Raw genomic sequence first — 12,462 nt, 5'->3', positions numbered from 1 at the left:
ATACAATTTTACAATGAAAAACGACTACAAAAAAGACTAAACGGCCTCAGTCCCTTAGAATACAGGGCTAAAGCCGCCTAGTTCCGTTTTATTATTTCCACTGTCTACTTGACAGGGGGCAGTTCAACAAATCAAGGAACTTATTTCTTTAAATGAAAAAAGAAAAGACATAACTACGGAGCAATTTAAATCTGTCCAAAATATCATTCAAAATGAACGGCTTCATTTATCGCCTGTAATCGTTGTAAAGGGGGATTTTCATAAGGGTGTCATTGGCATTCTAGCTTCAAGAATTGTGAATCATTACAAAAAGCCAGCAATCGTCATTGCAAATGACGGAACTGGTTCAGCACGAAGTTTTCAAAGCAGTGGATTTTCTATTATTGATTGTATATCAGCGTGTGGTAAGTATTTGAAGAAATTTGGCGGACATAAAATGGCGGCTGGATTATCCATCTCCCCAGATGAAAACCAAATTGAATTATTCAGATATGCCATTCAATTGGCTGCGACGAAACAAAAAATATCCATTGCTGCCAACTGGTACATCGGTACTTTACCTTTAGAATGTTTTCCAAAAACAATGTTTAATGACTTACGCGCTTTGGAACCCTTCGGGATGGGGATGCCTAAACCTGTATTTTGTAGTAAAAACACAAAAATCAGTGAATACTCAACATTCGGAAAAGAGAAGGAACATGTAAAAATGAGTATAAACCAACACATTGCTTATGCTTTTTCGAAGTCTAATCACTTTACCAACTGGAATGGTGAAAACTTGGTTGACATGCTCTACACTCCACATTGCTATGAAGATAAAAATTTCTTAGTGCAGGACTGTGTTGTTGTATAAATATAATTGAGGCTAAAAGCAATAAATTCTTCCTGTAAGTATTTAATCTGGTCTAAAAAATTGTTAATAAACTTCCTAAACATTATTATTATGTTGGGAGTGAATGTTATGAAAACAGAAAAAAAGGTTAAGAAGAAAGAATTAATAAAACAAAAGGATAGGGATGAACGAGGCGGGCGTGCTAAACGTCTAAAATTCATTAATGAATTTTACGATACAGATAAAATGAGGATTGTTCTCGGCACTTCTTTTACAGGATATATTCTTGAAGAAGCAGTAAATAGCTTTATTTATGGCAACTATATAGCTACTGTTATGATGACCCAATCTGTAATTGAACAGACATTAAAATTTAATTTGCAGACAGAATCAGATATGTCATTTTTTGACACAATAAATTCATGTTATGAAGCAGAGAAAATTTCCGAAGAGCAGAAAGATGCTTTTCATAAGCTAAGGGAAATAAGAAATTCCTATACACATCAACCTAAATATAAAAGGTTTGAAAATATTAGTGAAATTGATGACTTACTATTAGAAGATGCTAAATTCGCACTAAAGACACTATTTTTATTCAATTACTAAGATTACTAACATCTGTTAAATGGAAAAAAGACCGAATTTATTTTGGTCTTTTTCTTAAGCTAAAATGAATATTGAAATCTAATAGTATACAGTTTTCTATTTACATTATGTAAAATTCATTGTTTTGTTTTATTTTGAATTATTTCACCCTTTATTTCTTCCATTAAAACATTTAGTTCAGCTATAGATGAGTTTAGTTCATTATAGTCATTTTTATTTGAACCTCTGATAACTTCGATTTCCTGTTTCAAAGTTTTTATTTCCATTTGAATATCCTTTATCATTTGAGTCTGTTCAGCTAAAGCCTTTGTCTGCTTATCCTCATTTATTTTTTCAACCAGTACAAAACTAAGACAGATTAGAGAAAAGAAAATTCCAAGGGAAATTAATGCATTCCTCAAATTATTATTACTACAATCCACATAATTGTTAAGAAGCGAATTTTGATAAGTGGTCATTTTATAATGTTCACCCATCATAGATAATTTTTCTTCCTTTTTCTTATCCTCCAATGGAAGCTGACCTAGGTACTCAAAATCATCTGGACTAAAATCGTATTTTGGTCTGGAATTCAAAGTAATTAAAGAATAGTACCCAGCGGTAATCAAGTAGAAACAACTAGCAATAATAAAAAATATTAGTGCTACCGTCCAAACGCCATTTATAAAGAGTTTTTCCTTTAGATTTAACAGATAGCTTGAAATTCCACCAACCATTGAAAATGCCAATGTCACTGCAACAGCGGTTACTTTAGCTTTATCTTGTAACGAAACAATATTGCCACGAACGCCCTCTAATAAATATTTGGCATCATTTTCATCCATACTTATAAACTTCTGAACATCTGAAAGCGGCTCCCCATTATGAATTTTATTCCATGTGATTTTTTGTTGATTTTTCATATCTCCATTAGCAGAGTTGCATTCTAGAAATGGTAAGAATGCATATAATATTTTGCTTCCAATGCTCATTATTTAGACACCAACATATCTGCAATAGATTGAGGTATTAATTGTCCAGTTGTATGTACCAACCATGCCCACTCCCCTGTGGGGTTTATTTCCAAAAAGAAATAATCGTTTTCTTCCGTCTTTAACAAATCGATTGCTCCGAATTTAAGACCCAAATCCTTAATTAATTTAATGCATTTTTCTTCAATATGAACAGGTAAAGAAACTGTTGTAAAATCAACCTCATCCTTCACTATTCTCCAGTCTATGTCTACTCCATTTCCTTTGCTAGTAATACTTGTAGCAAAGACATCATTCCCAACCACTGTTACCCGAATATCTGTTTTAGGATAAATATACTCTTGTATGGTAACTGGTGCCCATTCAAGATTAGCATCCTGTATTTCCTCCTTTTGTAAGATATTTGAGTAAACAAAACCTTCTTTTCCTTTAATGTTAAAGAAAGCAGTATCCAAGGATTTCACCACATACCTTTTATTTTCTAGTTCTGGGCTACCATTGGTTACCATTGTGTAAGGAATATTAAATCCAACTTTCTTGGCATATTTCAATTGCACAATTTTATTTTCTGCTTTGAATGTTTTTTCAGGATTATTTACCCATACAGCATCTTCAAATATTAGAAGATTTCTAACAAAAGACATCCACTGTTCGCAATATAGTTGTTCCTCAATACTTCGGTCAGTTTGATTTATTTCTCTTAAGAAAATAGGAGCCCTGTAGTAAATGCCTTTCAGACTGTCATTCGAAATATTATATTTGCATTTTCCCAATTTAACATTAATTTCAAATTTGCTCGTGACCAATTGAATTTTATAAGTATGAAATTCATCTCGGTTAAGACGAAGATAGTTCACTTGTCTTTTTTCAAGTTCCAAGCAAACAAAATCCGTAGTAAAATCGTATTTGTCTGAAATAACTAGTACCTCTACGAATGTCACTTCATGTCCTCTCCTCTTTCGACATCATGCTTTTTCGTTGAAGGCAAAGGTCTTCTTGAATCTTCAACAAGCGGCAGCATAGTGTCTCCAAGTAACCAGAACCCTCTTTCTGATGAATAAAAAGAACCCTCGGTTCCTAATCTTTTGTCATACTTTTTTTCATAAATATGGATTTTATCTAATAATAAATGTTTAACCATCCTCTACACCTCGTAAACTAGTATTAATTATATAATACAATAAACAAACAAGGCGTTCTACAGTCTATTAATAATCAACATTTGTCAGTTCTATTATATTTATCTATTATATTAATAGGAAGAAATTCACAACGGAGGTTATTCTAACTAATGAACATACCCAAGACGCCGTATATATCAAGAGTACAAATTCAGAACTTCAGAAACTTTAAATTTGTCAATGTCGATTTAACCCATAAACAGGTAATAATTGGTGAAAACAATGTCGGTAAAACAAATTTTTTAAGCGCAATACAACTTATTCTTGACCCAAAATTATCCGACGAGGACCGCTTTTTAAATGATACAGACTTCTATGAAGGTATTGAATCACCAATGGAAAATGGAGAAGAAATCAAAATATCAATTGATATCAAAGGCTTTGACCATAATAAGATGTTACTGGCTACACTATCCGATGCTACATTAAAAGAAGACCCAGCAACTCTGCGTCTAACCTATCACTACTATGCATCTCAAAATGACGATGGTACTTATGAATATCAATATCGAATTTTTCAAGGAACAAAAGAAGATGTTCCATTTAATCATAACCATCGAAGATATTTAAATTTAAAAGTTATTCCTGCAATCAGAGATGTAGAAACTGAAATGAAAAATATGAGAACTTCTCCTGTAAATAAGCTCATTAAAAACTACGACATTAGGAAAGAAGAACTTAAAGACATAGCTGACAGATTGAAGGAAACAAGCGATGAAGTGCTTTCAATCGATGAATTAGTCCATTTAACAAACAGTATCAATAGTAGATTTTCTACAATAATTGGGCAGCAAGTGGATTCTTCAGTATCACTTGAGACTATTGATTTAGACCCAAATCGTATCCTTAACACATTAAAATTAATGATTGGGCAAGGAAAAAGACCTATAAATGAAACAAGCTTAGGACTAAATAACATCCTATACATTTCATTAATTTTATTATCATTAGAAGATAAAACCATTCCACCGATATTAAAAGAAGACACTTATTTAAAGCTATTAGATGAGGCAGATAGTGAGATTTTAAAACAATGTTATAGAAAAAACGATAATGGAAATTATTTATTAAAGGATATGTTATCCCATGAGAGGCAAGCAAACCTTTATACTTTTATGGACATGTACGTTGGTGATAATAAAGGATTTACAATTCTAGCCATCGAAGAGCCAGAAGCACACTTGCACCCTGCACTGCAACGACTCATTTTTAAAGATGTAATGAAACAAAATACATCCGTGTTAATGACAACACATTCTCCTCATATTACATCAGTCGCACCGATAAATTCGATTGTTCACCTTCGTGCAATGAGCAATGGAACTATTGTTAAAACTACAGCTTCTTTACAATTGAGCGAAAGAGATTGTAAAGATTTAGAAAGATATGTAGATGTCAAAAAAGGAGAAATCTATTTTGGAAAAGGTGTCATCCTTGTTGAGGGAGTAGCGGAAGAATATTTAATACCAAGCTTCGCTGAAGCCCTTCACATGCCTTTAGACAAGAAAGGCATTATATGCTGTACTATTAATTCGACTAATTTTAAACCATATGTCCAATTCCTTGACGCTCTTGGGATTCCTTATGTGGTCATTACGGATGGAGACTATTACTTTAGAGAGAATGCTGCTTTGAAAAAAACATTCGGTCAAATGCATGACAAGCAACATAAATATACTGGTTATGATGGTCTGGATAGAACTAAAAAAATTTTAATTGAGTTAGGTAAGATTGATGAATCTGATATACCTAACGATATTAATGAAGAGGATACTTTCTATAAACAATTTGATTTCTTCATTGGTATTCATACTATGGAAATTGATATGATGGATATTTCGAATGATAAAGGTGCAACTGCAATCTTTTCGCAAGTTTTTAATGACTTGACTTCAGGAGGAGCAACGCAAAAGAAGAACTTTAAGGATTCCTTAAACAACGGTAACTATGTGGATTGCTTAAAAAAGATAGAAAGTAAACACTCGCATATTGGAAAAGGGCGATTTGCACAAGGGCTGTCTTCTGAATGTACAAAGGATAATATTCCGCCTTATATTGAAGAAGCAATACAATCAATTTTTTTAAAAGTGGATGATTTATGATGGACTTGTATTCATTAAAGCTTGAGCAAATAAAAAAGGACCCGGACCAATGGGCTGCATTTAAGTCTAATATGAGTACAGTTGTTAAAGCAGGACCTGGTAGCGGTAAAACAACTGTACTCTCCCTAAAAATCATGCATTTATTAAAGGAAAAAGTTAAACCACCGAGAGGATTAGCATGTATTACCTATAGCAATGAGGCTGCAAAGGAATTTACAAATAGATTGAAATCTTTTGGATATCAAAAAAGACAAAATGTTGTACTGGATACTGTTCATTCCTTTTGTATTTCAGAAGTGATTGTCCCATTTGCACACCTTTACGACATTGGTATTTCCTTACCCTTAAATATTATTTCAAAAAGTGACAAGACCTGGTTGTTTAAAGAAATACTTGAAGAACAAGAAATTGACAAGAAATCTATAAGAATTGAAGACATGGATAAGGAAAGAAATCAATTAATAGGCGGAGATAGTTTAATTGAACCTGAACTAAACGATACCGCACGAATAGTTGCCAACGAATATGAAAACCGCCTTCATAACAAGCAACAGGTTGATTTTATTGAAATCATTAAATATGCTACAAAGCTAATAAAGGAACAAGAATATGTAAGAAAATGTCTAGAAGCAAAATTCCCATGGATACTTATTGACGAATATCAAGATTTGGGAAAGCCACTTCATGAGATGATTCTTACTTTATTTCATAAGACTAATATTAAAATTTTTGCGGTTGGGGACCCTGACCAGTCCATATACGGCTTTCAAGGGGCTATTCCCGATTATCTGTTAGAGCTATATGATAATCCTAATATTATGTCAATTGACCTTAAAACAAACTACAGGAGCAATCAGGATATTATAGACGCAGCAACAATTGCTTTAAATATTGATGATAGGGAATATAAGGCAGGAACAAGGATTGATGAAAAAGCAGAGTTTCATTTTATAACATGTGAAGCTGAAATGGACGAGCAATATGAATATGTGGTAAATAAGATAATCCCTGATTGTGTAAATAAGAATATTCCATTGGAAGAGATATGTGTTCTTGTCGCTAATGGAAAGCAAGTAAACGAATTAAGTAATTTCATGACAGCTTCTCATATACCTCATTATTTAGCAAAGCATGAATTTCTAAAAAGCAAAATTATTGTTTGGATGAAAGACTGTGCTTCTTGGATTTTAAACAATTCATCTATTGCTTTTACTGACATATCAGATTTTTGGATTAACCTTTTGTCTAGCCAAGGTGGAGAATTATCTGAAGAAAGTAAATTGCAAGAGAAGAAACTTTTTTTATCAAACTTACACAGAAGCGCTCATTATAAACATAATCTGAATCTCTGGTTCACGGATTTGTTGAATAAGCTAAATTTAGAACACAACATAGCTGGCTCTCAAAGATATTGTACTGAAATTGAACATATAAAATCGTTCCAGGAACTAATAAAAGACGGAGAATTAAAAGAATATGATTTAATAAGATTTTCTCAAGTTGGAAAGCCTGAGAATCAAGTAACAATATCAACAAGACATAGTTCAAAGGGACTTGAATTCGAAGTTGTCATCATGTTAGGTTTGGAAGAAGGGAACTTTCCATACTATTCTACGGTCGATATTCCAAAAGAACTAAATGAACAACGGCGTATATTTTTCGTTTGTATTACGCGGGCAAAACGAGTTTGTTACCTTTTAAGGTCTAAACGAATGACAAGCCGCACTAAATATGGACTAAGAACCTTTTCTAAAAATCCATCAATGTTTTGGGAAGAACTGTATGTAGTTCAAGAATCTAAAAAGACGATTTATTAAACATGTCTGATTAATAAACGCTTGAGGATGTGCCACACATTCCAAGCGTTTTTACATTATTGGATATTATGCACCATTTCCCGTTTTTTCAGCTTAACCTTAAAAGGAATTTTTAGACTATACATCGAATTATTTGGTTAGCATTATAATGGAGGGGAACTGAATGCTGGAAAACTTAGGAGAAAAAATTAGAGAACTTCGTATTCAAAAAGGAATTGGTTTGAATGAATTTGCTAAGATTTTAGAAATTTCACCAGGTTATTTGAGCCAATTAGAAACAGGAAAAACAGAGAACATTAACTTTACGCTGCTACAGCGGCTACAGGAAGAACTTGCCTTGCTCCCATTGAATCTTGAAAAAAACGATGATGCAACCGCTCGTCTTAACAGGGCAATTCAACAAGTGAAAATACTTCAAAAAGTAGATGAAGAAACCGCCGAGTTCCTTATACATAATTTAGAAACATCTATAGAGTGGTTTTTGGACAAAAAAATACGATAAAAAGCGGTTCACTGGATTCCGCTTTTTTGTTTAAACTTTATCAATATTATCGGCTAAATTCAAAGTCTCCACATAGCCATCATTTATGTCATCTTCAACTGTATTATGCATTGATATGTTCCTATATGTTTCCTAGTGGATTTTCCATACCTTTCATTTTAGGTAAGAATACAGCTTCAAAATATTGTTTCATTAACTCTTTTCTATTCTGACCCGTAATTATCGACTCTTGATTATTTATCATTAATTTAAGCTCAAGTCCATCATCATCATTTGCACTTCTTAATTCTTCATCACGAAAAAGACCCTTTTCATCATAAAACAAGGAATAACCGCCCCTTGCCTCTTCTTTAAATTTTTTATTTCTTTCCCCCTTTAACTTTTCATTTCCTGGATTTGCATTCCAAAATTCCTTCCTTAAAAACCCAATGAACTCTTCCAGCGATTTTGTTCGATGATTGCCTGGTTTTGCACTCTTGTCAGGCGTAGACTTATTTGTAATTGGTTGAATTTTCATGTCAGCCAAAAATATATGTTCTAATTCCTTTTTCATTTGGTCGATTTTAAATTCCATCATTTTATCAAGTTCGTTTTTCATTTCATCAAATTCTTTCCTTTCGCTAATCTCTCTTATAACATTTTCAATTTTTAATTGTAGTTCTTTAATCTGCTGCTCAAGCTCCATAAGCATTTCAAATAATACCCCTAAATCATCAGACTCAGACTCTGGTTCAATAATCTTGATTTCTTCTGTTTTAGGGTTGGGAACCTTATTATTATGCGGGCTTTGTTCTTCTTGTGGATTGACAATAGACTTTATCCCTGTTTGTATTCTGTCGTTTACTTGATGATAGACATTTAGTATTTCCAATAACCCAGGTCGTTCCTCTTCAATAAATGCTTTTAAATCATCTTCTTTGATGGTGTATCCCTCTTGTCTATATGGTGTACCCTCAGCAACAATTTTCCCTTCCCGAATCCATTTTCTCAGAGATTGAACTGAATCGGTAATGTAGCAATCTTTTAGAATTTTTAAAGCTTCTTCTGTATTAAATCTTCGTTCCATAGTTGCCCCCATGCAGTTAGTCCTGTTGAAATTATATGAGGAAAAGTCATAATAAATGACTATTAATTAAAATTTCTTAACCAATGTTATCCATGCAATATTTATTTGTTAACATTGCTCAATTAATATTAATTGAGCAATGAACAAAGAACCGAGAAATAATCGTACCGCAACACCTAAGAGCCGATATATATCTCTGATAATTCCCAATACTTAATTTCAGCGACCTAGAACCCTAGATGGCAGTATCTGCGCTGGTATTCATCACGGTTCTTGGATATACAACCGATCGGTTGTATACCTAAGTGCCGTGAAATTATTTAAAGCTTTACCATAGAACCGAGAAAATTTTAAAAGCAAAAAAATAATCTTCCATAAAGAAAGATTATTCTTATGACGCTATATTAAAATTAAATGTAATTTCTAATTCTCCGACCTGGTTCACTCTTAACTCATGAATCATGAATAAAAAAAGCTTTCGAAAATCTTGATGGGCAACCTTTTGTTCATTTTCAAATATTGAAATTTCGTGTTTCAAATTTTCAGGGTAAAGACTTATCTCTTTTGAAAATTTTATTTTCTTCGTTAATCGTTTTTCTTCTTCACTCATTTGTTGTATCTTTTTAGCAATGTCTTCCTTCCCTAATACTAATGCCTTCAACAACTCATTATTATGGGTTTCCTTTTTAAATTCTTCATTTATTCTAAAATCATATTTCTGGAGTTTAATTTTATTATTGTTAATATCCTGTTGAATGCTCTTTAACAAATCTTCATGAAGGGAAATCTCAGTTTGTATATCCGCTACGATAGACTGAAGTAATTTATCATTGGGATTTTTTTTTCGAAAGTCCTTAACCAATTCTTTGACTTTTTCCTCTAAAAGTTCGGAATTAATTCGTATATTACAGGATAGACATCTGTATATTCTACTCCCGTAGCCTTTGGAACGCTGGTCCTTTCCTTTAAGAAAAGAACCACAATGTTTACACGAAAGGATATCTTTCAACAAGAAACTAGTATAATACTTTCTTGGAGTTATCTCTTTAGCTTTTTTCTTTGTGTATAAATCCCAACAATATTCCCATTCTTCTAAACTTATAATTGCATCAATTTTTTCATCCTTTTTCATTTTCCATTCTTCACGGGGATTTAGTTTTCTTGAGGATGATAAATCCCATCTCCTAATCGAATTATAACCTGCATAAAACGGGTTAAGGATAATGTGTTTCACTTTATATTTATCCCAATCTTTTCCTCTATAACTACCTTTGGGCATCTTTTTTGCAATACTGTAAAAACCTTCTCCCTTTTTGTAAAGAGAAAATATCGACTTTACCAGTGAAAGTTCATGAGAGATGGTATTAATTACTTCTTTGATTTTATTATATTCATATCCAAAAGGGGTTTTTGCACCTGTCCAGCAGCCGTTATTAAATAATGTTTCAATGGCATTTTTGGTATTAATACGCAGTTTATCAAGCTCATATTTTGCGATACCGTCTTTTATTGCAGATATAACTACATCTCCATAATTATAAAGAGTTTCGGTACGGCTTTCGACCACATGTATTCCTAGTGCACTCATAACCATGCGGAATGTGTCATGTTCTTCAGGCATTCTGGCTAATCTTCCATGGTCATATATGATAATAGATTCGAATTTTTTAAAATGGGCATCTTTTATTAATCGTTCTAATCCTTCTCGATTTTTATTTCTTGAAGAAATGGCAGGGTCTAAATATTCTTCTACCACTTCGCAATTGTACTTTTCTGCTAAGTTATATGCGCTCTGAAGTTGAGTCTCCATATTTTGTTTATCAGTTGAATGCCTGCCATAGAATGCTACTTTAGCTCCAGGGAATAATATTTTATCCAAGTTCAATTCTTTCATGCCCCCCAAGTTCTTGATAATGTGGATGTTTAAAATTTACATGTGCATCTGCTTCAGTCAATACAATAGAATCGACAATATCACATAATAATAACTGCTTTAGGACATCTTCCATCTCTTCATCTATGATTTTATCAATCCTTTGTTCTTGGTTTTTCTGATAAACTTCGACCAATTTTAATTTTTCAATTGCGCTGAATTTTTTTCCTTCCCATTCCTCATTAACTCGGTTTAAATCTTCTAACTCTTTTTGGTCTTTTTGTATTTGTTTCGGAAGATTTACAATTTCCCCACTCTCTATCAGCCGATGCATTGCCTTTGTAATCCTTTCTTCAATAAATTGTATTTTTTTTTGCGATTGTTGAGTTAAACGATTAAAAACGTTGTGTTCATCTTGGATACATTCGTTTATAAATAATGATAAAGTTGGATTTAGTATTTCAAAAAAGAATTGATTGGCACATTTAATCACTTCAAGTTCAAATTGTTCCTTTTTAGCTCTAATTTTGTGGTGTTTTCGGCAACGATAAACAGGAATCTTTTCTTCTTTAATTAGAATACGATGTCCATTAACTTTATTATGGCAGCGACTACAAATTACAAGTTTATCCAGTAAATAAATTAATCCTTCATCATCATTTTCTTTTCTGATAATCTTAAACTGACTTTTTTTCTTCTGTACCTGCTCCAAATCGATTTATCTACAATTACAAGGTCTGATACAAAACGTTCAATGGTCTCCTTATCGGTTGTATACCGGCGATATCCTATATAAATATCGTTTGATAAAGCCGACATAGCTCTTCCGTAATTCCATTTCTCTCCATCAACTCTAGAAATTTCATTATTATCAAGCATTTCGATAAATTCCGTATTGGTTTTAAATGAGAATTTTATATAGGCTTGAAACAATTGCCTAATTGTTTCTGCTTCCTTGGTATCAATTAGCCAATTCCCCTTTGAGTTCTCATCCTTTCGGTAACCATATGTGATGGGTCCAACGGCATGTTTTCCTTGTCTAGCAACAGTTTTTTTGGAATCTTGAAGCTTTTCAACCAATGTAGTCGCTTCATGCTCGTTAAATGCCGCCATAATGCGTTCAATAAGCTCCCCTTCTACTGTATAAATCATTGAAAATTCATGCTCGGCTGCAAAAATTACTTCAATATTGTTTTCTTTAAACAAACGATAAATTTCCATATATTGAGACACATTTCTAGCAAGACGACAGCGACTATACACCAATATCCTTTGAATATTCCCTTTTTTAACCTCATAGAGCAAGCGGCTGAAGTTCTTTCGTTCTTCAGTTTTGGTTTTCCTTGCTGAAGTCTCATTATCTGTATACTCTTCATCAATTAGCAGTTGTTTCTCCTTTGCCTTTTTTCGAACATGGTCCATTTGGTATACGATTGACAATTTTTGTTTCATTTTGCTTATTGAATTACGATAATACGCTACTGTCTTCTGCACATTTGCCTCCTTTTGTTT

General features: G+C 32.8%; 13 protein-coding genes. 6 read left to right on the top strand and 7 right to left on the bottom strand.

Features of this window, described 5'->3' with window-relative positions:
• The 3 genes from M3234_RS29785 to M3234_RS26275 all read left to right on the top strand — a co-directional run.
• Positions 1-81 (top strand): IS3 family transposase (locus tag M3234_RS29785; protein ID WP_396953964.1); only part of this gene is annotated, 81 nt, incomplete at its 5' end.
• A 49-nt stretch (positions 82-130) separates the two neighbouring features.
• Positions 131-853, top strand: a complete 723-nt coding sequence (locus tag M3234_RS29595; protein ID WP_311315700.1) for a DHHA1 domain-containing protein — start codon at positions 131-133, stop codon at positions 851-853.
• Positions 854-961: 108 nt separating this feature from the next.
• The gene (locus M3234_RS26275; protein ID WP_262307510.1) at positions 962-1,438 is read left to right on the top strand and encodes a DUF4145 domain-containing protein; all 477 of its coding nucleotides are present in this window, start codon (positions 962-964) and stop codon (positions 1,436-1,438) included.
• A 116-nt stretch (positions 1,439-1,554) separates the two neighbouring features.
• On the opposite strand, the gene M3234_RS26270 is transcribed toward M3234_RS26275, so the two are convergent.
• From M3234_RS26270 to M3234_RS26260, 3 genes are read right to left on the bottom strand one after another with little or no spacing between them, the layout of a single operon-like run.
• Positions 1,555-2,409 (bottom strand): hypothetical protein, encoded by an 855-nt coding sequence (locus M3234_RS26270; RefSeq protein ID WP_262307509.1) that lies wholly within the window; start codon positions 2,407-2,409, stop codon positions 1,555-1,557.
• The gene (locus M3234_RS29590; protein WP_262307508.1) at positions 2,409-3,350 is read right to left on the bottom strand and encodes an MvdC/MvdD family ATP grasp protein; all 942 of its coding nucleotides are present in this window, start codon (positions 3,348-3,350) and stop codon (positions 2,409-2,411) included. The genes M3234_RS26270 and M3234_RS29590 overlap by 1 nt, the downstream gene beginning before the upstream one ends.
• Positions 3,347-3,550: a hypothetical protein gene (locus M3234_RS26260; protein ID WP_262307507.1), complete on the bottom strand. Its 204-nt coding sequence runs from the start codon at positions 3,548-3,550 to the stop codon at positions 3,347-3,349. Before M3234_RS26260 ends, M3234_RS29590 begins: the two co-directional genes overlap by 4 nt.
• A gap of 150 nt (positions 3,551-3,700) precedes the next feature.
• Between M3234_RS26260 and M3234_RS26255 the strand changes: the two genes are divergently transcribed.
• From M3234_RS26255 to M3234_RS26245, 3 genes are all read left to right on the top strand, one after another.
• Positions 3,701-5,692 carry an ATP-dependent nuclease gene (locus M3234_RS26255; protein WP_262307506.1) on the top strand — a complete coding sequence of 664 codons (1,992 nt, stop codon included), beginning with the start codon at positions 3,701-3,703 and terminating at the stop codon, positions 5,690-5,692.
• Positions 5,689-7,509 (top strand): ATP-dependent helicase, encoded by a 1,821-nt coding sequence (locus M3234_RS26250; protein WP_311315699.1) that lies wholly within the window; start codon positions 5,689-5,691, stop codon positions 7,507-7,509. Before M3234_RS26255 ends, M3234_RS26250 begins: the two co-directional genes overlap by 4 nt.
• Positions 7,510-7,672: 163 nt before the next feature.
• On the top strand, positions 7,673-8,011 hold the full coding sequence (locus M3234_RS26245; protein ID WP_262307505.1) for a helix-turn-helix domain-containing protein: 339 nt from the start codon (positions 7,673-7,675) through the stop codon (positions 8,009-8,011).
• 121 nt (positions 8,012-8,132) lie between these two features.
• Here the strand turns inward: M3234_RS26245 and M3234_RS26240 are convergent, their stop codons facing one another.
• The 4 genes from M3234_RS26240 to M3234_RS26225 form a co-directional block, all read right to left on the bottom strand.
• On the bottom strand, positions 8,133-9,077 hold the full coding sequence (locus M3234_RS26240) for a MerR family transcriptional regulator (protein WP_262307504.1): 945 nt from the start codon (positions 9,075-9,077) through the stop codon (positions 8,133-8,135).
• A 391-nt stretch (positions 9,078-9,468) separates the two neighbouring features.
• Positions 9,469-10,971: a recombinase family protein gene (locus M3234_RS26235; RefSeq protein WP_262307503.1), complete on the bottom strand. Its 1,503-nt coding sequence runs from the start codon at positions 10,969-10,971 to the stop codon at positions 9,469-9,471.
• Positions 10,949-11,662, bottom strand: coding sequence for a hypothetical protein (locus M3234_RS26230; RefSeq protein ID WP_262307502.1), 714 nt, complete (start codon positions 11,660-11,662; stop codon positions 10,949-10,951). Before M3234_RS26230 ends, M3234_RS26235 begins: the two co-directional genes overlap by 23 nt.
• Complete coding sequence (locus tag M3234_RS26225) at positions 11,593-12,444, bottom strand: recombinase family protein (protein WP_262307501.1); 852 nt, start codon at positions 12,442-12,444, stop codon at positions 11,593-11,595. Before M3234_RS26225 ends, M3234_RS26230 begins: the two co-directional genes overlap by 70 nt.
• Between the last annotated feature and the right edge of the window lie 18 nt (positions 12,445-12,462).

This window comes from Neobacillus niacini (assembly GCF_023715785.1).
GTDB classification, from domain to species: domain Bacteria; phylum Bacillota; class Bacilli; order Bacillales; family Cytobacillaceae; genus Neobacillus; species Neobacillus niacini_E.
The sequence above is the reverse complement of the archived record's forward strand: the minus strand, read 5'-3'. Positions and strand labels throughout refer to the sequence as shown.

Bases quoted from the DNA above. Each gene is read 5' to 3' on its own strand.
- M3234_RS26275 (WP_262307510.1), top strand. From the start codon at position 962: ATGAAAACAGAAAAAAAGGTTAAGAAGAAAGAATTAATAAAACAAAAG.
- M3234_RS26270 (WP_262307509.1), bottom strand. From the start codon at position 2,409: ATGAGCATTGGAAGCAAAATATTATATGCATTCTTACCATTTCTAGAA.
- M3234_RS26260 (WP_262307507.1), bottom strand. From the start codon at position 3,550: ATGGTTAAACATTTATTATTAGATAAAATCCATATTTATGAAAAAAAG.
- M3234_RS26255 (WP_262307506.1), top strand. From the start codon at position 3,701: ATGAACATACCCAAGACGCCGTATATATCAAGAGTACAAATTCAGAAC.
- M3234_RS26250 (WP_311315699.1), top strand. From the start codon at position 5,689: ATGATGGACTTGTATTCATTAAAGCTTGAGCAAATAAAAAAGGACCCG.
- M3234_RS26245 (WP_262307505.1), top strand. From the start codon at position 7,673: ATGCTGGAAAACTTAGGAGAAAAAATTAGAGAACTTCGTATTCAAAAA.
- M3234_RS26240 (WP_262307504.1), bottom strand. From the start codon at position 9,077: ATGGAACGAAGATTTAATACAGAAGAAGCTTTAAAAATTCTAAAAGAT.
- M3234_RS26235 (WP_262307503.1), bottom strand. From the start codon at position 10,971: ATGAAAGAATTGAACTTGGATAAAATATTATTCCCTGGAGCTAAAGTA.